The sequence below is a fragment of the Pelomonas sp. Root1237 genome (assembly GCF_001425055.1).
Lineage (GTDB): Bacteria > Pseudomonadota > Gammaproteobacteria > Burkholderiales > Burkholderiaceae_C > Pelomonas.
The window spans coordinates 850,281-872,375 of the sequence record NZ_LMDK01000001.1; the positions used below are offsets into that span (position 1 = coordinate 850,281).

General features: G+C 69.4%; 17 protein-coding genes. 10 read left to right on the forward strand and 7 right to left on the reverse strand.

Annotation, left to right across the window (positions count from 1 at the left end; translation table 11 throughout):
• Positions 1-75: 75 nt before the first annotated feature.
• The gene (locus tag ASC91_RS03855) at positions 76-1,395 is read left to right on the forward strand and encodes an APC family permease (protein WP_056192342.1); all 1,320 of its coding nucleotides are present in this window, start codon (positions 76-78) and stop codon (positions 1,393-1,395) included.
• Here the strand turns inward: ASC91_RS03855 and ASC91_RS03860 are convergent.
• A complete protein-coding gene (locus ASC91_RS03860) occupies positions 1,392-2,162 on the reverse strand; it encodes a class II glutamine amidotransferase (protein ID WP_056192345.1) in 771 nt (256 codons plus the stop codon). The genes ASC91_RS03855 and ASC91_RS03860 overlap by 4 nt on opposite strands.
• Positions 2,163-2,432: 270 nt before the next feature.
• Between ASC91_RS03860 and ASC91_RS03865 the strand changes: the two genes are divergently transcribed.
• The 3 genes from ASC91_RS03865 to ASC91_RS03875 are packed head-to-tail and all read left to right on the forward strand — an operon-like array spanning position 2,433 to position 6,308.
• A complete protein-coding gene (locus ASC91_RS03865) occupies positions 2,433-3,611 on the forward strand; it encodes a benzoate/H(+) symporter BenE family transporter (protein ID WP_056192348.1) in 1,179 nt (392 codons plus the stop codon).
• 58 nt (positions 3,612-3,669) lie between these two features.
• Complete coding sequence (gshB, locus tag ASC91_RS03870; RefSeq protein ID WP_056192354.1) at positions 3,670-4,617, forward strand: glutathione synthase; 948 nt, start codon at positions 3,670-3,672, stop codon at positions 4,615-4,617.
• Positions 4,614-6,308, forward strand: coding sequence for a DUF885 domain-containing protein (locus ASC91_RS03875; RefSeq protein ID WP_056192357.1), 1,695 nt, complete (start codon positions 4,614-4,616; stop codon positions 6,306-6,308). The genes gshB and ASC91_RS03875 overlap by 4 nt, the downstream gene beginning before the upstream one ends.
• Here ASC91_RS03875 and ASC91_RS03880 read toward each other — a convergent pair.
• Positions 6,298-8,211, reverse strand: coding sequence for a hypothetical protein (locus ASC91_RS03880; RefSeq protein WP_056192360.1), 1,914 nt, complete (start codon positions 8,209-8,211; stop codon positions 6,298-6,300). The two genes, ASC91_RS03875 and ASC91_RS03880, sit on opposite strands and share 11 nt — an antisense overlap.
• 33 nt (positions 8,212-8,244) lie before the next feature.
• The gene (locus ASC91_RS03885; RefSeq protein WP_056192363.1) at positions 8,245-9,468 is read right to left on the reverse strand and encodes a flavin-dependent oxidoreductase; all 1,224 of its coding nucleotides are present in this window, start codon (positions 9,466-9,468) and stop codon (positions 8,245-8,247) included.
• Positions 9,469-9,532: 64 nt separating this feature from the next.
• Here ASC91_RS03885 and ASC91_RS03890 point away from each other — a divergent pair, with 64 nt between their 5' ends.
• The 5 genes from ASC91_RS03890 to ASC91_RS03910 are packed head-to-tail and all read left to right on the forward strand — an operon-like array spanning position 9,533 to position 16,697.
• Complete coding sequence (locus tag ASC91_RS03890) at positions 9,533-10,036, forward strand: MarR family winged helix-turn-helix transcriptional regulator (protein ID WP_235531798.1); 504 nt, start codon at positions 9,533-9,535, stop codon at positions 10,034-10,036.
• Between the two features lie 23 nt (positions 10,037-10,059).
• Complete coding sequence (locus ASC91_RS03895) at positions 10,060-11,022, forward strand: Bug family tripartite tricarboxylate transporter substrate binding protein (RefSeq protein WP_056192369.1); 963 nt, start codon at positions 10,060-10,062, stop codon at positions 11,020-11,022.
• A 28-nt stretch (positions 11,023-11,050) separates the two neighbouring features.
• Entirely contained in the window at positions 11,051-13,471 is a 2,421-nt protein-coding gene (locus ASC91_RS03900) for a tetratricopeptide repeat protein (RefSeq protein ID WP_056192372.1), read from the forward strand.
• Positions 13,468-15,594, forward strand: coding sequence for an FUSC family protein (locus ASC91_RS03905; protein WP_056192374.1), 2,127 nt, complete (start codon positions 13,468-13,470; stop codon positions 15,592-15,594). Before ASC91_RS03900 ends, ASC91_RS03905 begins: the two co-directional genes overlap by 4 nt.
• A gap of 2 nt (positions 15,595-15,596) precedes the next feature.
• Positions 15,597-16,697, forward strand: a complete 1,101-nt coding sequence (locus tag ASC91_RS03910; protein WP_056192672.1) for an S-(hydroxymethyl)glutathione dehydrogenase/class III alcohol dehydrogenase — start codon at positions 15,597-15,599, stop codon at positions 16,695-16,697.
• 573 nt (positions 16,698-17,270) lie between these two features.
• Here the strand turns inward: ASC91_RS03910 and ASC91_RS03915 are convergent.
• From ASC91_RS03915 to ASC91_RS03930, 4 genes are all read right to left on the reverse strand, one after another.
• A complete protein-coding gene (locus ASC91_RS03915; RefSeq protein ID WP_056192377.1) occupies positions 17,271-17,579 on the reverse strand; it encodes a DUF1272 domain-containing protein in 309 nt (102 codons plus the stop codon).
• A 1-nt stretch (position 17,580) separates the two neighbouring features.
• A complete protein-coding gene (locus ASC91_RS03920) occupies positions 17,581-18,261 on the reverse strand; it encodes a glutathione S-transferase family protein (protein ID WP_056192380.1) in 681 nt (226 codons plus the stop codon).
• Positions 18,262-18,343: 82 nt separating this feature from the next.
• Entirely contained in the window at positions 18,344-19,297 is a 954-nt protein-coding gene (locus tag ASC91_RS03925; protein ID WP_056192383.1) for a complex I NDUFA9 subunit family protein, read from the reverse strand.
• Positions 19,294-21,276: a lytic transglycosylase domain-containing protein gene (locus ASC91_RS03930; protein WP_082532394.1), complete on the reverse strand. Its 1,983-nt coding sequence runs from the start codon at positions 21,274-21,276 to the stop codon at positions 19,294-19,296. Before ASC91_RS03930 ends, ASC91_RS03925 begins: the two co-directional genes overlap by 4 nt.
• A 245-nt stretch (positions 21,277-21,521) precedes the next feature.
• On the opposite strand from ASC91_RS03930, the gene ASC91_RS03935 reads away from it, so the two are divergent.
• The gene (locus tag ASC91_RS03935; RefSeq protein ID WP_056192388.1) at positions 21,522-22,094 is read left to right on the forward strand and encodes a DUF4114 domain-containing protein; all 573 of its coding nucleotides are present in this window, start codon (positions 21,522-21,524) and stop codon (positions 22,092-22,094) included.
• The last annotated feature ends 1 nt before the right edge of the window (position 22,095 follow it).

The following is a 22,095-nucleotide window of genomic DNA, read 5'->3' on the forward strand; positions in this document are numbered from 1 at the left end:
GGTTCCACGGCAGTCGCGCGAGGGTGCGTCCGGCTGCGCCGGCCGCAGAGCGTCGAGCTTTAGCATCGCGGGCCTATGTCACTGCCCACCCCTGAACGTCGTCTTGGCGCGCGGCATGCCGGCGCGCTCTGCGTCGGCATGGTCGTCGGCGCGGGCATCTTCAAGACCTCGCCCATGGTGGCGCAGTCCCTGCCCGACGCGGGGCAGCTCTATCTCGCCTGGGCGCTGGGCGGCGTGCTGTCCTTTGTCGGCGCGCTGTGCTTTGCCGAGCTGGCTTCGGCATTCCCCGATGCCGGCGGCGACTATCACTTCCTGCGCCGGGCTTTTGGCCGGCGGCTGGGCTTCCTGTTCGCTTGGTCGCGTTTCGCTGTCATCCACACCGGCTCGATGGCGCTGCTGGGTTTCGTCTTCGGCGACTATCTCGCGCAGGTGGTCGATCTGAGCCCCTGGCTGGGCACGCATGCCAGCGCATTGCTGGCGGCCGCGCTGATCGTGCTGCTGACCGGGTTGAACCTGCTGGGCGTGCGCGTGGGCCTGGGCACGCAGCTGGGCCTGACGACGCTGGTGATCGCGGGCCTGCTGTTGTTGGGTTTGGCGGCCGGCGCACAGCAGCTCAGTGGTCAGCCGCCCGCGACGCAAGGCGCGGCCACCCTGGAGACCAACTGGGGCACGGCCATGGTCTTCGTCTTCCTGGCCTATGGCGGCTGGAGCGACGCGGCGACGCTGTCGGCTGAAATGCGCGACGAGAAGCGCGGCATCGTCCGTGCGCTGCTGCTGGGCTTGAGCGTGGTGATGGTCCTCTACCTGCTCGCCAACTGGGCCTATGTGCGCGTGCTGGGCCTGCCCGGGCTGGCGCGCAGCGAGGCGCCGGCCGCCGAGCTGATGCGCCTTGCCCTTGGCCGTGGTGCCGAGTTGCTGATGGTAGGTGTGGTCACGTTGACCGCGCTGTCGGTCATGAACGCCATCCTGATCGCCGGCCCGCGCACCACCTATGCCGCGGCGCGCGATCTCGCGGCCGAGTGGCGGCTGGCGCACTGGAACGCGCGCCGCGGCACGCCCAGTGCGGCCGTCGTCGCGACATCGGCCGTGGCTCTGTTGCTCGTCGGCCTTGGCGACCTGACGCGTGGTGGTTTCTCGACCATGGTGGACTATCTGTCGCCCGTCTACTGGTTCTTCCTGGTGCTCAGCGGCCTGGCGCTGATCGTGCTGCGCCGCCGCGAGCCCGAGCGGCTGCGACCGTTTCGCGTGCCGCTGTACCCGTGGCTGCCCCTGCTGTTCAGCGCCTGCAGCAGCTATGTGCTGTGGTCCAGCCTGGTCTATGTGAAGGCCGGCGCCATCGTCGGCGTGGTCGTGCTGGCGGTGGGCGCGTTGCTGCTTTGGTGGCGAGGCACCTAGCCGCAGAGCAGCCGGCGCTCGATGCGCCCGTCATGCACATGCACGACCTCGCCCTTGGCCAGCGGCTGCCAGGCCTCGGCATCGTCGCCCAGCGGCTCCGACGCAATCGCCCAGCCGCCCGGCTGGGGCTTGAGATAGAGGCTGGGCGGCTTGTCGTCGCTGGCCCAGCGCACGGCCCAGAGCTGCTCGCCATCGGCCAGCGCGGCCGAAAAACGCAGCGGCGTCGTGATGCCACGGGCCTGCATCTCGTCCACCGTGTCCAGCAGCACCTGGCGCGTCGCTGCCTCCACCGTGGCGCCGGCCTTCACGCGGCCCATGATGAGCAGGAAGAGCAGCTCCGAATCCGTCGCGCCGCGCTTCAGGTCGTAGAGCTCGTCGCTCAGCTGCGTCTCCATCACCCTGCGCAGGCGCGGGAAGTCGCCGATCTGGCCGTTGTGGATGAAGAGATAGCGGTCCAGATGAAAGGGATGGCAGTTCTGCCTGGAGACGCCGCCACCGGTCGCCGCCCGCACATGCGCCATGAAGAGATGGGAGCGCACGTTGGCGCACAGGGCCATCAGGTTGTCGTCGCTCCAGGCCGGCATCACTTCGCGATAGACGCCCGGCGTGTCGCGCTCGCCATACCAGCCGATGCCGAAGCCGTCACCATTGGTGACCGACTTGGCCTCAGAAGCCTGCAGGCTCTGGCGCACCAGCGAATGGCGCGGCTTGCAGACCAGGTCTTCCAGAAAGATCGCGTCGCCCGAGTAGGCGAGGAAACGGCACATCGACAGATCTCCTCAGGTCACATCATGCCTCGGCTGTATTCGGGCCGAGCGCCGGGCCGCCCCAAGCCGGCCCGCCTGTGGCTGCACGCGGCTCGATGCCGCGGGCGGCCTCGTCCCCGCGGGGCTGAGGCCGGACACGGTGAGTCCAGTGGACTCACCGTGCCTGCCGAAGAGCTGCGGCACTGCCGCAGCGCGGTCTGCAAGACCGGTCAGGCGCGCCCGCGTCCAGCGGCGCGAGCCTGGCCGAGGGGCTCAACTTATGCTGGCCGCATGACACGCTTGCTGCAAGACTTTTCGCCCTCGACCGTCGTTGCCGGCTTCGTCGCGGTGCTGGTGGGCTACACCAGCTCGGTGGCCATCATCTTCCAGGCCACCGTGGCACTGGGCGCCACGCAGGCCCAGACCGCCTCCTGGCTGTGGGCCCTGGGCCTGGGCATGGGCGTCACCAGCATCGCCTTGAGCTTGTGGACCCGCCAGCCCGTGCTGACGGCATGGTCCACACCGGGCGCCGCCCTGCTCGCGTCCACCTCGGGCCTGGACATGCCCGAGGCGGTCGGCGCCTTCATCGTCTGCGGCCTGCTCATTGCCTGGGCCGGCGCCAGTGGCTGGTTCGAGAGGCTGATGGACCGCATCCCCGTGGCCGTCGCCTCGGCGCTGCTGGCCGGCGTGCTGGCCCGTTTCGGCCTGGACGCGGTGACCAGCGCCAAGACCGCGCCGGAGCTCGTCCTGGCGATGGCCGCCGCCTATCTGCTGGGGCGGCGCCTGTGGCCGCGCTATGCCGTGCCCGGCGTGCTGATCGCCGGCGTCATCGTCGCCCTGGTCCAGGGTCGGCTCAGCTTCCTCGGCATCGACACGGGTCAGATCTTCGTCATGCCGGTCTGGACCGCGCCCGAGTTCACCTGGCATGCCGCGATCGGCGTGGCCCTGCCGCTGTTCATCGTCACCATGGCCTCGCAGAACCTGCCCGGTGTCGCGGCCCAGCGGGCCAGTGGCTATGCAACGCCGGTGTCCGCCTCCATTGCCGTGACCGGCGCGGCGACGACGCTGCTGGCGCCCTTCGGCGGCTATGCCTTCAACCTGGCCGCCATCACGGCCGCCATCTGCATGGGCCGTGAGGCGCATGAGGACCCGGCACGGCGCTACACGGCGTCCATCGCCGCGGGCCTGTTCTATGTCCTCGTCGGCCTGGCGGGCGGCGCCGTCGCCATGCTGCTGGCCGCCTTCTCGCGCGAACTCGTCGCGGCGATCGCCGGCCTGGCCCTGCTGGGCACTATCGCCGGCGCGCTCGCCACGTCGCTGAAGGACGAGGGCCACCGCGACGCGGCCATCCTGACCTTCCTGGTCTGCCTGTCCGGCATCAGCGTCTTCGGCATCGGCGCGGCCTTCTGGGGTGTGGTGGCGGGCGGCATCGCGACGCTCGCCGCGACCTTCCGCCGCACTCGGCCTTAGGTGGGCGAGGCGGCCGGCCCTGTGCAACACTGGCCGGATTGCACAGGCCCCCTCGATCATGAAGCTGCTCTTCGTTGCCGACCCCCTCGATACCTTCAAGACCTACAAGGACTCCACCTTCGCCATGATGCGCGAGGCCGCCCGGCGCGGCCACAGCATCGTCGCCTGCGAGGCCAGCCAGCTCGTCTGGCTGCGCGGCGGCCGCGTCACGGCGCGCGGCGCGCTGGAGATCTCGCTGACGGGCGATGCCGATGCCTGGTACACCGTCACGTCGACCGGTGATGTCGCCCTGGCCGACGTCGATGCCGTGCTGATGCGCAAGGACCCGCCCTTTGACAGCGAGTTCTTCTACGCCACCCACCTGCTCAGCCAGGCCGAGCGAGAGGGCGCCCGCGTTTTCAACCGGGCCAGCGCCCTGCGCGAGCACCCCGAGAAGCTGGCCATCCTCGAGTTCCCGCAGTTCATCTCGCCCACCCTGGTCACGCGCGACCCGGCCGAGATCCGCGCCTTCCATGCCGAGCAGCGCGACATCATCTTGAAGCCCCTGGACGGCATGGGCGGCATGGGCATCTTCCGCGTCAAGGAAGATGGCCTGAACCTTGGCAGCATCATCGAGACGCTGAACAAGGACGGCACGCAGACGGTCATGGTGCAGCGTTTCATCCCGGCCATCACGGAGGGCGACAAGCGCATCCTCATCATTGGAGGCAAGCCGGTGCCGCATTGCCTGGCGCGCATCCCGCAGGGCAACGAGGTGCGCGGCAACCTGGCCGCCGGCGGCAAGGGCGTGGCCCGACCGCTGACCGCTCGCGACCGCAAGATCGCCGAATACCTCGGCCCCATCCTGGCTGCACGCGGCCTGTTGCTGGTGGGCCTGGACGTCATCGGCGAGAACGTCACCGAGATCAACGTGACCAGCCCGACCTGCTTCCAGGAGATCACGGACCAAAGCGGCTTCGACGTGGCCAAGATGTTCGTCGATGCGTTGGAAGAGGCCATGGCATGAGGCGCCGTGACTTCACCGCCTTCGGCCTGTCGGCCGTTGCGTTGCCGGCATTCGCCCAGGATGCGGGCTTCGGCAAGCTGACCGACAAGTTCCTAGAGGCACTGTGGCGCCAGGACCCCGATGCCGCCGTGGCCGCCGGGCGCTTCGAGTTCGCCCAGCAAGTCACTCTGCCGAGCAACGCCCAGCGCGAGCGCATGCGGGCCTTCCTGACGCAGTGGCAGGCCGAGTTCGAGCGCCAACCCGAGGCGGCGCTGAACACCAGCCAGCGTATGGATCGCGCGGTATTGATTGCCAAGATCCAGAGCGACCTCTGGCGACTGGACACGCTGCGCGAATGGTCCTGGAACCCTGCCGAGCACAACCCCGCGGCGCCGCTGGACCTGCTGCTCAACACCGACTACGCCCCGCTGGCCGCCCGCCTGGCGGCGCTGAAGCCGCGCATCGCAGCACTGCCTGCTTACTACCGCGCGGCGCGAACCAGCCTGGCCGGCGTCACGCGCGAGCACACTGAGCTGGCCATCCAGCAGGCACCGGGCGTGCTCAGCGTGCTCGACGACATTGCCAAGCGTGCGGCCGAAGCGGGCCAGGCCGTGGCCTTCAAAGCGCCGTTGAACCAGGCCCGCGCCGCGGTGAGCAGCTATGTGGGCCATCTGAAGCAACTGCTGCCTACGGCACGGCGGCCCTTCCGCCTCGGCGCGACGCTGTACGAGCCCAAGTTCGCCCACGACATCCAGTCCGCCCGCACGGCGCGCGAAACCTATGAGCTGGCCCAGCAACGCCGCGAGGAGGTGTTGGCCAGCATGCAGACTCAGGCGGCCGCGCTGTGGCCCACCGTCATCGGCAGCGAGGCGCCGCCCACCGACCGCTTTGCACTGATCGGCCGCGTTATCGCCAAGCTCAGCGAACGCCACGTCGCCCGCGAGCGCTTCGTCGACGAGATCCGTGCCCAGATCCCGCAGCTCGAAGCCTGGGTGCGCGAGCACGACCTGCTGAGCCAGGACGCCAGCAAACCCCTGGCTGTGCGCGAGACGCCCGAATACCAGCGCGGCGTGGCCGGCGCCAGCATCGAGGCGCCCGGCGCCTACCGGCCCCAGGACCGTACCTACTACAACGTCACGCCGCTGGACGACCTCACACCTGCCGAGGCCGAGAGCTCACTGCGCGAATACAACCACTGGATCCTGCAGATCCTGAACATCCACGAGGCCATCCCTGGCCACTACACCCAGCTCGTGCACGCCAACCGCGCGCCGAGCAAGGTCAAAGCCCTGTTCGGCAACGGTGCGATGGTGGAAGGCTGGGCCGTCTACGGCGAGCGCATGATGATCGAGAGCGGCTACGGCGCCTCGCCCGAAATGACGCTGATGTACGGCAAATGGCATCTGCGCTCGGTCACCAACACCGTGCTCGACTACAGCGTGCACGTGCTCGGCATGAGTGAGGCCGACGCGCTGGACCTGCTGACGCGCCAGGCCTTCCAGACCGAACGCGAGGCCAAGGAAAAGTGGCGCCGCGTGCAACTGAGCTCGGTGCAGCTGACCAGCTATTTCAGCGGCTACAGCGAAATCTTTGCGCTGCGCGAGGCCTTGAAAGCCAAGCCAGGCTTCAACCTCAAGGCCTTCCACGAGCAGTTCCTGAGCTATGGCAATGCGCCCGTGCGCCTCATCGCGGCGGACATGCTCAAAGCGTGAAGTGATCGTGCACCCGCGGCGCCGTTGCCGCGGGGTCGTCGTTGCGCCAAACCGGCCCCGGCGTGCCCGCACGCCGCCAGCGCCGCGGCACGCGGTCGATGGCAATGAAGAAGGCCTGCATGCTGCCGTCCGGCGTGATGCGAAAGCGCAAAAAGCCCTTGTGGTCCTGTCCGTCCAGGGCTGAGTAGGCGTTGTTGGTCAGCAGGCCCAGCCGGCACATCAGCGCCAGATAGCCGCCAAACAGCGCCGAGCCCAGCACGGCGCCGCCGATGAACACGCCCACGCCGACGAGCAGCGAATGCAGGATCAGCCCCAGCCACTGGTCGCGGCTGCCCAGGCCCGCCCACAGGCTGACGGCCTGGTGCATGAAGAACTCCAGGCTGAACACCGCCAGCACGTGCACGCCCGCATGCACGGCACCCATGCCCCAGGTGACGGCCCAGCGCTTCGTGCGACCGTCGTCGGGTGACAGCTCGTCCACGGCCTCGCGGCCCATGGTCATGCAGCCGAACGCCATCAGCCCGTTGATCAGAAAGCCCAGCGGGCTGAACACCATCGCCTTGAGCCATAGCGCCAGCACGGCCAGGTAGTCGCCCGGCCCGTAGGCCCACAGCGGCTGGAAACCATCGGCCCGGAACGACCAGGAGAAGGGGCTGGAGTTCAGGTAGGCGTTGAACCAGTACAGCGCGCCCAGCAGCAGCGCAAAGCCCACGTTGCCGTTGCCGCCCTCCCGACGCGGCAGGAAGGCGAACAGATTGCGCCAGGCCCGCCCCTGCGACGCTTCGGCCGCCGGGTAGACGGTGGCTTCCTTGCGCTCGAAATGCACACCCCGGGCGCGCCGGCCCGTCAGGCCGACCTTGAGGGCGGGCGTCTCGGTGCGTGGCTCGGGCGGGATGCAGTCCTCGGTGTCGAAGGCCTGCAGCCGCACGGGCCGTGTGGTCGCCCTGGTGTGCGTCGGGTGGGTGAAGGCGCCGCCGCAGCCGCAGGTGACGAGGCGGCCGTCTCGGGCCAGATCTTGGGAGTCCCAACGCATGTAGTGGTGCAGGTCGCCGGCCAGGCGCAGCCGGATGCGGCCGCGCAGCAGGCCCTCCAGGCGCTGGTAGCGCTTGGGGTGGCTCTCATCGGCGCCGTCGCCGATGGGCCGTGTCCAGTAGGGCTCGGGGTAGATGAGGATGACCTTGTCGCCCGGGCCGATGACGGCCGGCTTGCCATGGCCGCCGATGGCCAGGGTCTCGAACTGCTCGTACTGGTCGCGATCGATGTCGCGCGTCAGTGCAAAGTCCAGGGCCAGGGCCCACCAGCCGCCCGGCAGCTTGACGCAGAAATAGGACTGGCGCTGCGGGATGTCGGCGCCCAGCAGCGGTGCCGAGTCGTAGCCGCGCACGAAGTAACGGCTGAAGGTCGAGGCCGAGTCCATCCAGTCGTGGTTCTGCGGCACGGCCGCCAGCGTCAGTCGCCGGCCGCGCACCAGGGTGTCGGCGAAGTCGTTGCGCACCGCTTCGAACATCTCGACGAAGCGGTAGCGGTAGTCCTCGGTGCTGGCAGCCGGGTAGGCGAGGTCGCCACCGAAGAGCAGCAGCTGGCCTCTTGGGAGTGTCTGCAGGGTCTCGCCGTCGAGCGCCAGCTCGGGCGCCAGCGCGGCGCTCGCCACCGCATAGCTGGCGTTGCCGCCGTCGCCGGTGTCGGCGATGAAATCAAACCAGAACGTACCGTCGGCCTCGGGCTGGCTGCGGTCGATGACCACCAGCGGTTGCGGCTGGGCCTCGCGGCCGTCGCGGTTGCGCAGCTGGTCCAGTGACGACAGCACCTGGTTGGCGGCAGTCCACAGCACGCTGGGTTGGTACCAGGCGACCGGATGGCGTTCGTGGGGTGGAACGGAGCGGCCGAGCTTGGGTGAAGGCATGGGGCGCGATGATCCTCGCGGCCCCGGCGGGGATCAAGGGGCGCGTGTGCGATGCCCCGCAGCCGCCTTGTACGCATTGATCTCGGCCGCCACCTCGGCGGGGTCGATGACGTCCGCCAGCCGGGCGAAGCCCTCCGGTGCCAGGGCCTCCACGCGGTCGAGGATGGCGTCCAGCCCTTCGCGGCGGTTCATCTCGACGATGCGGGCGCACATCGGCCGCCGTTCGTTCTCGTAGGCGGCCAGCGCCGTGTCGAGGTCGGCGCGCGCGCTCAGGGCCTCGGCCAGCGCCTTGGCATCCATGATGGCCTGGGTCGCGCCGTTGGAGCCGATCGGCACCATCGGGTGGGCTGCGTCACCCAGCAGCGTCGAGCGGCCGAGCTGCCAGCGTGGCAGCGGATCGCGATCCACCATGGGCCATTCCAGCATCTGCTCGGCGCGGCTGATGAGGCCAGGCACGTCCAGCCAGTCGAAGTGCCAGTGACCAAAGGTGGGCAGCAGGTCGTCGAGATTGCCGGCGCGGCTCCAGTCGGCGCGATCGGGGGCGGTCAGGCCGGGCGTGGGCTCCTGCACGCGGCGGTCGGCGATCCAGTTGATGAGCTGCAGCCCGTCGGCCCGCGGTGCGCCAATCGGGTAGACGACGAACTTGGCCTGGCTGTGGCCGGCCTGCACCATGGTGCGGCCGTCCAGGAAGGGCGGCGCCCAGGTCGTGCCACGCCACATCATGACGCCGCGCCAACAGGGCGCACCTTCGTCGGGTGCGAGGCGGCGGCGCAGGGCGGAGTGGATGCCGTCGGCGCCAATGACGAGATCGGCCGCCTGCTCGCGCGGGCCGTCCACGGTTGCGATCTCGGCAATGGCGCGGTCGCCTTCATCGCGCACGTTGACGACGCGCTGGCCGTCGAGCACCGTGACCTTGGCCGAGGCTTCGGCCCAGAGCCGCATCTGCAGCTCACCGCGATGGATGCTGAACTGCGGATGGCTGTAGCCGCCCTCCAGGCCGCGCGGGTCGCGGTAGATGGCCTGGCCGTGCTTGTTGGCGAAGACGAGGGCCGAGGTCTCGACGGCCATGCCGCGCAGCGCCGGCAGCAGGCCCAATTCGTCCAGCACGGCGACCGCATGCGGCAGCAGATTGATGCCCACGCCCAGCGGTTTAGGTTCCCGCACCGACTCCAGCACCGTCACGGCGTGGCCGCGTGCGTGCAGGGCCAGCGCGGCCGTCAGCCCGCCGATGCCACCGCCTGCGATCAGGATCTTCATGAGCTCAGGTTAACTCAGGGTAAGCGAGATAGTTGCAGTGAGCAACAAAAACTAAGCTGGATTGGTGAGCACGCCCGACGGCCCCAGCGCCATTCCTCCCGAAGGCCCGATGTTGCCTGTTCCCGGGCTGGATTACGGCCTGCTGGACGGCTTGCTGGGCTATGCGCTGCGGCGCGCGCAGAACGCGCTCTACCTGGACTTCTACCGCGCCACCGCCGAGTGGGACATCAGCCCGCCGCGCTTTGCCGCCCTGGTGCTGATCGCACGCAACCCCGGCCTGCGCCAGGGGCTGCTCGGCCAGGCCATGGGCCTGCACCGCAGCGGCGCGCTGCGCCTGACCGACTGGCTCAACGCCCAGGGCTGGGTCGAGCGCCGCGACGCGCCCGACGACGCGCGCAGCTGGGGCCTGCATCTGACGCCGGCCGGCAAAAGACTGCTGGCCAAGCTTGAAGCCGCCGTCGCCGAGCATGACCGTGCACTGGTCCGGGCCCTGGGCGACCAGGGGCCTGCACTGCAAACGGCCCTGGAGCGCCTCGCCCGCGTTGCCACTGCAGCGCCTATCAACTGACAACACGACCGGAGACAAGAGAAATGATGCAACGACGCCACCTGATGCTTTCCTTCGCGGCCTTGCCGCTCGCTGCGCGCGCGCAAGGCCAGCCGCCGCGCATCCTCGTCGGTTTCCCGGCCGGCGGCTCGGTGGACACGACGGCCCGCCGCTTCGCCGAATTCGGCCGCGGCAAGCTGGCCGAGACCATCCTCGTCGAGCAGAAGGTGGGCGCCGGTGGCCGCATCGCCATTGGCGCGTTGAAGGACGCGGCCCCCGACGGCCTGACGATGCTGCTCGGCCCTTCGTCCATGTTCACCGTCTACCCGCATGCCTACCGCAAGCTGGCCTACAACCCGGCGACCGACGTCATCCCGGTCTCGCCATTGGCGCTGTCGACCTGCGGTTTCGGCGTCGGGCCTCAGGTGCCGGCCACCGTCAAGACACTGGCGCAACTGGCCGACTGGCTGAAGGCCAACCCCGACAAGGCCGCCTACGCCTCGCCCGCAGCGGGTGCCATGCCCCACTTCCTCGGCAACCAGTTCGAGCACGCGGCCGGCCTCAAGCTCACGCACGCGCCTTACCGTGGCGCGGCGCCCGGCATGCAGGACCTGATGGGCGGCCAGATTGCCGCGGGCTGCTTCTCCATCGGCGACTTCCTGCCCCACCTCGCCTCCGGCCGCGTGCGCCTGCTCGGCGTGACCGACAAGGCCCGCTCGCGCTTCGTGCCCGATGTGCCCACCTTCGAGGAGCAGGGCTTCAAGGGCATCGTTGGCGTCGAGACCTACGGCCTCTTCCTGCCGGCCAAGACGCCGCAGGCCACGGTCGACAAGCTGGCTGAGGTGGCCCGCGCCGCGGTGCGCGAGCCCGGCGTCATCGAGGCCCTGGCCAAGCTGGGCTTCGAGCCGCTGTCGCTGCCGCCGGCAGACTACGCCAAGCGCCTGGCCGCCGAACGCGAGTACTGGGGGCCGGTCGTCAAGGCTTCGGGGTTCTCGTCGGACGATTAGCATCGGCGCTCCACAACATGGAGCCTGAATGCCCTGGCGTCGACTGGCCGTTGGCCTCGCTGCTTGCCTTGCTGTTTGCCTGACCCTGGATGCGGCCCACGCGGCGACCGACGCCGCGCGGCTGCAGGCGTTGCTGACCGAACAGCAATACGCCGCGGCGCGCGCCGATGTCGACGCATTGCTGCGCGCCAGGCAACCCGATGCCGCCGAGCGCGTCGTCATCTACCAATGGCTGTTCGCCCGCGATGACGGTGCCGCCATCGACCGCCGCACGCATGGTGTGCTGCTTGATCCCCAGGCCGACGCCATCGATCTGCTGGCCGCCGGTCGCCTGGCGCTGGACCGGCGCGACTTCGAGCGCGCCAGGCAGTGCTTCGAGAAGGCTTTGGCGCGGGCAACGCGGCCCGTCGACAAGGCGCAGGCCCTGCGCGGCCTCGGCCAGCGCCACTATCAGCTGCGCGAGTTCGACGCCTCGCTGCACAAGCTCGAAGCCGGCATCGCCGCCGAACGCACTGCCGACGGCCTGGCGGCGCTGGCTGACACGCTGATCCGCCTGGGCCGCACCGAAGACGCCATTGCCGCGGCCGAGGGCGCCGTGTCGATCAATCGCCACCATGAGGCTGCCCACTACCTGCTCGGCAACGGCTATGTGCGCGAGAACTACAGCCAGCTCGCTGCTCGCCTGGGCGACGGCTTTGCACCGCTGATGGCCGACGTGAGGCGTGCCTCCGATGCCTTCGAAAAGGGCGACTTCGACACGGCGCTGCTCATCAGCCTCGCCGTGCTGGAGCGTTGCCCGCAGCTCGGCCGGGCTCATGCCATCGCGGCCAAGGCGCTGGAGTCGCAACGCTTCGCCATTGATGTGCACCGCGCCGACTACGAGCGCCGCTTCAAGGCCCTGCCCATGCCCACCGTGCCGGGCATCGAGCGCTATGTACTGAACTGGAAGGAGCTGTCGCCGCGCCACCAGAAGCGTGTGGCACTGTCCGTCGCGCCGTGGAAGGCCTTCATCCCGGTGCTGGTGAAAGGGGGCGCCACCCACTTCATCAAGCCGATGTGGATGCGCCTGTCCGAGACGCCGCAGGCCCATGCGCTCAAGGATGCGCGCATCGACTACGACTCGCGCCTCTGGGACGACGTACGCGGCATGGGCGGGCACTTCACCGTCACCGGCATAGAAGACGTCGAGCGCAGCATCTTCGATCGCTACAACACTGTGCTGCACGAGCTGACCCACCAGGTCCATGGCGTGCTGACGGCAGACCAGGCGCGCAGCATCGAGACCCTCTACCAGCAGGCCAAGTCGCGTGACGCCAGGACACGCAACGGCTTCCTGTCGCGGTATGCCGGCGGCTCGGTGTGGGAGTATTTCGCCGAGGGCGCCAATGCCGCGGCCTCGCCACGGCGCGACGCGTATGACGGCCGCGAGATCGTGCGCGAGCGCCTCATCGAGATGGACCCGGCCCTGCGTGCCGAGATCCGGCGCTTCTTCGCCCAGCGCGACACGCGCGCCAGCTTGCCTGTGGCCCTGGTCAATGCCGGCAACCAGAAGCTGGAAGATGGCCAGCTGGCCGAGGCCAAGCCGCTGTTTGCGCGCGCTCTCAAGCTCGCGCCCACCGACGAGCGCGCGCTGACGGCCCAGCTCAATGCGCTGGCCATCGAGGGTGATGGCGCCGCCGTTGCTGAACTGGCGGCCCGCGCCCTGGCTGCTCATCCGCGCAGCGGTGCGCTGCGCGCGGGTGTCGCCGACGCCCTCTGGCATGGCGGCCGCCCACTGGCTGCCGAGGTTGTGCCTGGCCTGGGGCGCGATGTCGAGGCGCTGAAGGGCGAGGACCGCTTCCGCGTCGACCTCGCGCTGGGCGACTACTACCGGCGCCTCGGCGATGTGCCGCGGGCGCTGGCGGCCTATGAGGCCGTGCTGGCCTACCAGGGCGACCAGCCTGAGGCGCTGTGGGGCCGTGCCGCCACGCTGGCGCTGGGCAGTCGCTGGGACGACGCCTTCAAGCAGTACGAGGCCGTGTTGCGGCTGCGCACCGGCCTCGTGCCGCTGCGCCGCGATTACGCGCTGGACCTGCTGCGCGCCGGCCGTAAGGAGGCGGCGCGAGCCCAGATCAAGGAAGCGCTGATCTTGGACCCCGCCGACCCCGACACGCTGGCGCTGAAAGGCTGGCTGGCCCTTCTCGATGGCGACGCCGATGCCGCACGCCGCGATGCCGAGGAAGCGCTGCGGCTGGGGCCGTGGAGCGATCTGGCCGTCATCGTCGAGGCCGCCGCACTGCAGGCCCTGGGGCAGGGCGAGGCGGCGCAGGTGACTCTCGCGCCTTTGAAGCAGCGCATCGCCGGCAACGCGGCACCGCAATACGTCTACCGGCCCGAAAAGTCGGGCTGGTTCTCGGTGCATGAGCTGCCGGCCAGCGAGCGCCGTGTCATGGAGCTGTTCGTCAAGTGAGATTCATCAAGCGCCTGGAGGCGGCCCATCTGAATGGCCTCAGCGTGGCCCTGGGCGTGGCAGCCACGCATCTCGCCGTCGGCGCGCTGTTTGGCGAGACGGCGGGCCTGGCGGCCGTCGGTGGCGCCGTCTGCGCCAGCCTGACCGATCTGCCCAACCCGCCCCAGCGCGTGCTGCCGCGCGTGTTGCCGGCAGCGGCCGCCGCGGCGCTCGTGACGCTGCTGGTCGGACTGACGGACCACTCGCTCGCGTTGACCGTCGGCCTGATCGCCGTCGTCACCTTCCTGTCGTTGATGGCCCTGGCCTGGGGCCTGCGTGCCGGGCCGCTGTCGTTCGCACCGGTGCTGGCCATGGTCTTCGCGATGGCCTGGGACCGCACGGCCGGCGCCACGTCGCCGCTGGAGCACGCGCTCTGGGTGGGCCTGGGCGGCTGCGTTTATGCCGGCTGGGCGCGCGGCAGCGCGGTCGTGCTGCGCCACCGGCTGCGCGAGTTGGCACTGGCTACGGCACTGCGCGCCACCGAGAAGCGGCTGCGTTCGCGTGCCCAGCGCATTGCCGGCGCGGTGGGCGGCGCCGAGGCGAACATCCGTGCCTCCATTGCCGATGATGTGCTGCTCGCCGATGCATTGCAGGCCGCGCGCGACCAGGTTTTTTCCGCACGGCGCTCACCGCGCAGCCGCCGCCAGACCGACCTCGTGCTTGGCCTCATCGAGCTGCGCGACCTGCTGCTGGCCAGCCGGCTGGACACGGAGCTGCTGGGCCAGGACTTCCCAGGCCGCCAGTGGCGCGCCGCGCTGGCCGACGCGCTGCGCCACCTCGCCGACGTGCTCGCAGCCCTGGCCGACACCGTGGCCTATGGCGCACCCTTGCCCGAGGTGTCTGCCGACGCCTGGCGGGCGCAGTTGGCGGCGCGGCTGGCCGATGTCAGCGCGCCGGCTGGCGACTCGCGCACCCATCTCGCGTCCGCGCTGGCGTCGCGCGTCGGCCACATGCTGGACGACGTCAGCGCCATGGTGGCCCGCCAGACTGCCGCGGACAACCCCGACAGCCCCTGGACACCCGAGCGCCTCGCGCCCTTCGTGTCGCCCGAGGGCTGGCCGCTGGCGGCGCTGAAACCTCATCTGAACCTGCAATCCGGCGTCATGCGCCATGCGCTGCGCTCGGCGCTGGCGCTGTCGTTCGCCTATGCGCTGGGTGCGGCCCTGCCCTGGGCGGCTCACCCCTTCTGGTTGATGCTCAGCGTGGCCGTTGTGCTGCGCGGCAACCTGGAGCAGACGCTGTCGCGCCGCAACGAACGCATCATCGGCACCGTGCAGGGCTGCCTGCTGGTGCTGCTGCTGGCGCACGTGAGCTGGACGCCGCTGCTGAGCCTGTGCTTCATCGCGGCCGTGGGCACGGCCCATGCCTATGTGAACCGCCGCTACCGTGTCGCCGCGACGGCCGCGACGTTGATGGCCCTGCTGCAGCCGCTGATGCTGGCGCCCGGCAGCGACCCCTTTATCGCTGAACGCCTGGCCGACACCGTCATCGGCGCGGGCCTGGCATGGCTGTTCAGCTTCGTGCTGCCGTCATGGGAGCGCGCCGCGGTGCCGAGGTTGGGGGCGCAGTTGCGCGGTGCGCTGGCACGGCATTCGGCCAACATGCTGCGCTGGATGCCGAGTGCCGAAGAACAGACCGCCCAGCGCCTGTCGCGCCAGCAGGCGTACACGGCGTTGGCCGCTCTTGCCGCGGCCGCCCAGCGCACGCGTGTCGAGCCGGAGCGCGTGCGCCTGCCGGAGGCCGAGATCGAGTCGGCCTTGAGCCATGGTTATCGACTGATGGCGCTGCTCGGCGCGGTGCAGCACCAGGTGCAGCGCCGCACGGCCCGGCTGGACGCCGCCAAGGCCGAGACCGCACTGCCGCTGGCGCGCAAAGCCTGTGTGGATGTGCTCAAGGGCGAGCCGATGACGGGCACCGATCCGGCGGAGACGCCCGATGGAGACGCGGGCGCCTGGCCCGAGCATCTCGGCCAGCAGGACCTGACGCCCTGGCTGCTGCGCCGGCTCAGGCTGTGCCGCCTTGAAGCGCGCGAATTCGTCGCCGCACTGACCCGACTTCAAACCCCTGCAGGAGAACCGAAATGAGCATCCAGACCCGCGCCGCCGTCGCCTGGAAGGCCGGCCAACCGCTGAGCATCGAAACCCTGGACCTGGAAGGCCCGCGCGATGGCGAGGTGCTGGTTGAGGTCAAGGCCACCGGCATCTGCCACACCGACGACTTCACGCTGTCGGGCGCCGACCCCGAAGGCCTGTTCCCGGCCGTGCTCGGCCACGAGGGCGCGGGCGTCGTGCTGGAGAGCAAGGTGCCCTGGCTCAAAGCCGGCGACCATGTCATTCCGCTCTACACGCCCGAATGCCGCGAGTGCAAGTTCTGCCTGAGCCGCAAGACCAATCTCTGCCAGGCGATCCGCTCGACCCAGGGCAAGGGGCTGATGCCCAACGGCACCTCGCGCTTCTCGCTGAACGGCGAGCCGATCTTTCACTACATGGGCACCAGCACGTTCGCGAACCACATCGTCGTGCCCGGCATTGCGCTGGCCAAGATCCGGCCTGATGCGCCCTTCGACAAGGTTTGCTACATCGGCTGCGGTGTGACGACCGGCGTGGGTGCCGTGCTGTTCACGGCCAAGGTGGAGGCGGGCGCCAACGTGGTGGTCTTCGGCCTCGGCGGCATCGGCCTGAACGTCATCCAGGGCGCGAAGATGGTGGGCGCCGGCAAGATCATCGGCGTGGACATCAACCCGGCGCGCGAGGCGATGGCGCGGCAGTTCGGCATGACGGACTTCGTGAATCCGAAGGACGTTGGGAACGTCGTGGACCACATCGTGCAGCTGACCGATGGCGGTGCCGACTATTCGTTCGAATGCGTCGGCAATGTGCAGCTGATGCGCCAGGCGCTGGAATGCACGCACAAGGGTTGGGGGCGCAGCATCATCATCGGCGTGGCGCCGGCGGGGGCGGAGATTGCGACGCGGCCGTTCCAGTTGGTGACGGGGCGGAAGTGGGAAGGCTCGGCGTTTGGTGGCGCGCGTGGCCGGACGGATGTGCCGAAGATCGTCGACTGGTACATGGAAGGCAAGGTAAGGATCGATGAGCTGATCACGCACAAGTTGCCGCTGGAGAGGATCAACGAGGGGTTTGAGTTGATGCGAAGAGGAGAGAGCATTCGCTCGGTGGTGGAGTTTTAAGGGTTGCTTTTGCAACCAGTGCTCCTGATCGATGCATTGCCGGGAGTCCGTCCCGGCGGCCGGGTAACTTTCTTCTGCGGCGCCAGAAGAAAGTCACCAAAGAAGAGGCGCTGAACCGCACACGAGCACCAACGGCGCGCGAAAACACTCACCATCATGGCGGGAAGAAGCGAACCGCTGCGCTCTCGCTGCTGTCCCTGTGAAGAGCGCCATCCATTGCCCCTTCACGCCGGTTAACGCCGGCTGCACGCCGGGCTCATCAGGAAATACCGCGTCGCCCGAGCGACGCTACATTCGGACTTCTGGTGAGCCCGGCGTGCAGCCGCGCGTCGGACGGGCAGCAGGCCCGATGGATGGTGGTCGTGACAAGTCAGGCGCGAGAGCGCAGCGGCTCGCATCGGGGCACGGCCCGCTCCGAGCGACGCGAGCGCCTCATCCCGCTCGAGTGCGGATTGCATTGAGCGCTCCTCTTTTGGTGACTTTGCTCTGGCGCGTCAGAGAAAAGTTACCCGCCATCGCGGGGCGGATTCCCGCGGCACTGCGGCGAGTCAAGAGGCTCTTCGCAAACCAACCCTACCGCTTCTCAGGCGGCAACCCCCCAAGCGCAGCGACCAACGCCGCATGCGCCTCCAGATCCACCGGCCTCAACTTCGGCACCGTCCTCGCCGGATAGTCCCCAAGATAGTTCCCACCCTTCCAATTCCTCACCGGCCTCACCGGCCGCGGCACAAACCCGCCGCCGCAGTTGGGGCAGACGTTGCTCAGCAAACCTTCCGCGCAGCCCACGCAGAAGGTGCACTCAAAGCTGCAGATGCGCGCAGCCGTCGATTCAGGCGGCAGCGCGACGGCGCAATGCTCGCAGCTGGGTCGCAGCTCCAGCATGTCAGCGGCTCTTGCGGTAAGGCTCGTCCTCGACGATGAAATCCTGTTCACGCATCGAGTCCGCGATCCAGTCCTCCACCGCCGGATGCGCCAGCAGTGCATCACGATACGCCGCCGCCGCTTCCGACACCGGCAGGCCAAAGCGGCTCAGCCGCACCGCTACCGGCGCAAAGTAGGCATCCGCCGCGCTGAACTCGCCGAACAGGAAAGGTCCCCCGCTGCTGGCCAGCGCGCCGCTCCACGCCGCATCCAGTCGCGCCACATCGGCACGCAGGGCCTCGTCCTCAGCCCAGAGCTTGGCGCCGACGTCGGGGAAGAAGACCTCGATGTTCATCGGGCAAACCGTGCGCAGCCGCATGAAGCCGGCATGCATCTCGGCGCACAGGCTGCGCGCGCGGGCGCGGGCCTTGGTGTCGCGGGGCCAGATCGCGTGTTCAGGATGGCGGTCGGCGATGTACTCGGCGATGGCCAGCGTCTCCCAGACCGTGAAGCCGTCGTCCTCGACGAGCACGGGCACGCGCTTGGTCGGCGTGATGCCGGCGATGACGCGGGTCCATTCCGAGTCCGGCGTGAAGTCGAAGCGCAGCTTGACCTCTTCAAACGGAATGCCGAAGGCCGCCAGCAGCACACCGCTGCGCATGGACCAGGACGAGTAGTTCTTGTTGCCGATGTAGAGCTTCATGACACCTTTCGCGTTGAGCCGGCGAGCTTAAACAGCCGCTGCCGCGCCGGGGATGAGCAATCCGCAACGGATTGATGCGCGCTCAGCGCCTGGCGCGCCAGGCGTCCAGACGTGCAACGCCGCCGTCAGGCGACAGATAAGTCGGCAGCACGGCCTCCAGCGAACTGGCCTGAATGCCCAGTTCCGCCAGGCCCGGCAGCTTGCCACTCGGTACATTGGGCACGGTGAGCGATGCGAGGTTGTCGCGCGACAGCAGCGGCTCGCCGGGCAGGCATTCCATGAAGAGGGCTTGCAGCGTCGCCAGCGCGCCGGGCAGGCGCAGGATGGGCCGCTCGCAGCCCGCAACGCGGCCGGCCAGCCGCACCAGCTCGGCCAACGTCAGTTCACGCGGGCCGGCGATCTCGTAGGTCTGGCCGATGGTCTCGCGGCGCAGCAGCGTCTCGACGAGGGCACGGGCCAAGTCCTGCACCCACACCGGCTGCAGCCGCGCATTCGCCCCGCCCAACGGCATCACCGGGAACAAGCCCTGCAGCCGCGCGAACAGGTTGACGCTCTTGTCGCCGTCGCCAAAAACCAGCGAGGGGCGCAGCAGCGTCAGCTCCAGCGGATGGGTCTGCGCCGCGACCTGCAGCGCAGCCTCGCCGGCGGCCTTGCTGCGCAGATAGCGCGACGGCGCATGCTCGCTCATCCCCCCACCAATGCCCAGGGCGCTGACATGCACGAGGCGCTTCGCACCGGCCGCGGCAATGCGCTTGGGCAACTCGACATGCACATGCTCGAAGGCGGCCATGCTGCCCTGCAGGATGGCGACGAGGTTGACGACGGCGTCATGGCCTCTCACCAGGTCTGGCAGGTCGTGGAACACGTCGGCCTGCACGACGGTGACGCCTGGCAGGCTCTGCACGGCTTGCGCATGCGGCAGGCGGCGCGTGGGCACGGTGACGCGAGCCTCGGCGCCGAGGCGGCGCGTCAGCTGTTCGCACAAGGCGCGGCCGACAAAGCCGCTGCCGCCCAGGACCAATACGGACAGGCTCATGATTTGGACTCCCCCACCGCTGCGGGCGGCACGTCGCTGACGTCGGCATCGCGTGCGCCGGCAGGCCCGATGCTTTGCCCCAGGCGCTCGCGCAGCTTGGTGGCTGGCAGGCCCAGCACCTGGGCGTAGATGGCGCCGCCGAGCAGCACCTTGCGCACATAGTCGCGCGTCTCGTTGAACGGAATGTTCTCGGCCCAGATGGCCGCGTCGATGACGGGGCCATCGCGCCAGCGCGCGGGGCGGCCGGGGCCGGCGTTGTAGGCCGCCGCGGCCAGGGCCTGGGCGCCTTCGAAGCGGTCCAGTACCAGCTTCAGGTAGTTGGTGCCGATGCGCAGGTTGAAGTCGCGATCGTGCATCAACTCGGCGTTGTAGTTCAGGCCCACCTTCTTGGCCGTCCATTTGGCGGTGGCGGGCATGACCTGCATCAGGCCGGCCGCACCGACGTGCGAGCGTGCGTCCAGCACGAAACGCGATTCCTGGCGGATCAGGCCGTAGACATAGGCGGCGTCGAGCCCGGCGGCCTGCGCCTCGCGCTGCAACTCGACGCGATGCGGCGTGGGGTAGCGCTGGGCGATGTCGATCTCGGCCTTGGTGCGCTCGCTGGTGTTGATGCAGCGGTCCCAGACCTCACGGTCGCAGGCTTCCTGGGCGGCGGCCAGCAAGGCGCGGTCGCCCATGCCGCGCAGCGAGAAATTCCATTCGCGCACGCCCTCGCTGCGCAGGCCGAGGTTGATCAGCGACAAGGCCCGGGTCAGGCCGGGGTGGCTGCGCGCGGCGCGGCGCTCCTCGGTCGTCAGCGGCGCGGGCGCGGGCGGCAGCGGCGTGGGCAGGCCGATGTCCTCGGCGGCGAGGCGGCCGAAGTAGTTCAGCGGCGTGGTCGCCAGCGCGGCGAGCTGGGCACGAGCGGCCGGCTGGTCGCCCTGTTGCCGCGTGGCGCGGGCCTTCCAGTAGACCCAGGCCGGGTCGCGCTGCTCGATCGACGTCATGCGCTCGATCGCGCGCAGGGCTGCGGCCGGCTGGCGGGCGCGCAGCGCGGCGCGGGCGTGCCACGCCAGGGCGTCGTCGGTCCAGGGGAGGTCGGGCGCGAGCTTCTCGGCGCGAGCGAAGGCGGCGAGGGCGTCGTCCTGCAGGCGCAGCGCGGACTGGCGGCCGATCTGCGCCCACAGCCAGGCCTGCAGGTCGGCGGGCAGCTTGCTCCATTTGTCCTGCAGCAGGTCGCCGGCCTGATCGGGGTCGTTGCCGGCGACGCGGGCCAGGGCCAGCGCCGTCAGCTCCGCCTCGGGGCGCGGCGAGGTGCGGGCCTTGCGCGTCAGGTAGCGGCCGGCGTTGTCTTGCAGCTCGGCGAGCTTCTGGTCGAGGGGCTTGGCTGAAAGCAGGGCGACGGCCTGACGCGCGGCGCGCGGGCGGCCCTGCTCAGTGGCCAGGCGGGCCTTGGCCCACAGGGTGTCGGGCTTGAACTGGCCGGCCTCGACCATGGCGGCCGCGAGCTGCTGGCAGCCGTCGTCGCCGTCCTTCTGGGCCATCCACGCGGTGCGGGCGGCGTCGGCATCGACCTTGGTGCCGGCGACATGATCCGCGAGCATGACGTAACAGGCGACCTCGCGGTCGTCGCGCATCTGATAGCTGGCATGGTCGCGCCTGAAATTGGCCCAGTCGCGGCGGTGGCCCAGTTCCAGCAGCCAGTCGTTACGCAGCCTGTCCTCGACATAGCTGCCGGGGTAGCGCGCGTAGAAGGCGTCCATCTCGGGCTGGCGCACCTCGCTCAGGCGGGCATTCAGGTCGAAGTACTCGACCCAGCCGGCCAGCGGATGGTTCTGGGCGCGAGCCGCCTCGACGAAGGCCGTGAGGCGCTTGCGGTCGCGCTTGACCCAGGCGTCGCGGGCCTGCACGGCGAGGTCGGCATCGGCGGGGGGCACCGGCGGGGCTGCGTCGGCGCTCAACGCCGCCGACAGCAGCAGGGCCAGCGCCCCGCGGCTCATGCATTCCAAGACTCGACCACCCATCTGACTCATGCGCTTCACGCCTCGCGACTGCTTCACTTTGCGTGAGCGCCGGCCAGCTGGCCGAGCGCCGCGCCTTGATGCCGAATTTAACCCAGGGAAACCCGGGGCTTCGCGCTTTACGCAGGCGCGCGGTTTGCCCACGAATTTGTCCACGAGTTAGGGGCTGGTGATAGCGCTATCCAATCCGCTAACCTCACATCCAATCGACGAGGAGACTGTTGATGAAGACCGCTGCAAAACGTCTGTTGTTGGTGGCCTCCGCCGCGCTGCTGAGCCTGGCCGCCCAGGCCAACCCTGCCGTCTACCCGACGCCCGGCACGCCGGCGCCACCCAGCAGCTTCACGGCGGCCACCAGCGGCCTGCTGGTGGCCTACTACACCGGCGCGGCTGGCGGCTTCACCAACCTCGTCGGCGCGCGCATCAACGGCGTCGACGGCACGCCCGGCCTGGATAACCATGCCAGCGCCTATGGCCAGACCTTTGTGCTGGGCGCCGTGTCGGCCGGTGACAGCCTGGTGTTCTTCATCGATGCCAACAGCGGTGCGGCGCGCTATTACAGCGACGTCAGCCTGAACAGCGATGGCGTCAACCATGTCTGGGCCGCGCCGTTTGCCGGCGACGCCAAGGTGCCGGCCGGCACCAACCTCGCCTTCGAGGACCTGCCCAGCGGCGGTGATTTCAACTACAACGACCACAGCTTCGTCTACCAGATTACCGCCGTGCCCGAACCTGCCAGCTGGGCGCTGCTGCTGGCCGGCGCCGCCGGCCTGGCCTGGCGCCGTCGCCTTCGCTGAC

Excerpts from the sequence above, each read along its gene's own strand:
- ASC91_RS03880 (WP_056192360.1), bottom strand. The coding sequence starts at position 8,211 with ATGCCTTCACCCAAGCTCGGCCGCTCCGTTCCACCCCACGAACGCCAT.
- ASC91_RS03860 (WP_056192345.1), bottom strand. The coding sequence starts at position 2,162 with ATGTGCCGTTTCCTCGCCTACTCGGGCGACGCGATCTTTCTGGAAGAC.
- ASC91_RS03930 (WP_082532394.1), bottom strand. The coding sequence starts at position 21,276 with ATGAGCCGCGGGGCGCTGGCCCTGCTGCTGTCGGCGGCGTTGAGCGCC.
- ASC91_RS03920 (WP_056192380.1), bottom strand. The coding sequence starts at position 18,261 with ATGAAGCTCTACATCGGCAACAAGAACTACTCGTCCTGGTCCATGCGC.
- ASC91_RS03875 (WP_056192357.1), top strand. The coding sequence starts at position 4,614 with ATGAGGCGCCGTGACTTCACCGCCTTCGGCCTGTCGGCCGTTGCGTTG.
- ASC91_RS03865 (WP_056192348.1), top strand. The coding sequence starts at position 2,433 with ATGACACGCTTGCTGCAAGACTTTTCGCCCTCGACCGTCGTTGCCGGC.
- ASC91_RS03855 (WP_056192342.1), top strand. The coding sequence starts at position 76 with ATGTCACTGCCCACCCCTGAACGTCGTCTTGGCGCGCGGCATGCCGGC.
- ASC91_RS03900 (WP_056192372.1), top strand. The coding sequence starts at position 11,051 with ATGCCCTGGCGTCGACTGGCCGTTGGCCTCGCTGCTTGCCTTGCTGTT.
- ASC91_RS03915 (WP_056192377.1), bottom strand. The coding sequence starts at position 17,579 with ATGCTGGAGCTGCGACCCAGCTGCGAGCATTGCGCCGTCGCGCTGCCG.
- ASC91_RS03925 (WP_056192383.1), bottom strand. The coding sequence starts at position 19,297 with ATGAGCCTGTCCGTATTGGTCCTGGGCGGCAGCGGCTTTGTCGGCCGC.
- ASC91_RS03885 (WP_056192363.1), bottom strand. The coding sequence starts at position 9,468 with ATGAAGATCCTGATCGCAGGCGGTGGCATCGGCGGGCTGACGGCCGCG.
- gshB (WP_056192354.1), top strand. The coding sequence starts at position 3,670 with ATGAAGCTGCTCTTCGTTGCCGACCCCCTCGATACCTTCAAGACCTAC.
- ASC91_RS03895 (WP_056192369.1), top strand. The coding sequence starts at position 10,060 with ATGATGCAACGACGCCACCTGATGCTTTCCTTCGCGGCCTTGCCGCTC.
- ASC91_RS03935 (WP_056192388.1), top strand. The coding sequence starts at position 21,522 with ATGAAGACCGCTGCAAAACGTCTGTTGTTGGTGGCCTCCGCCGCGCTG.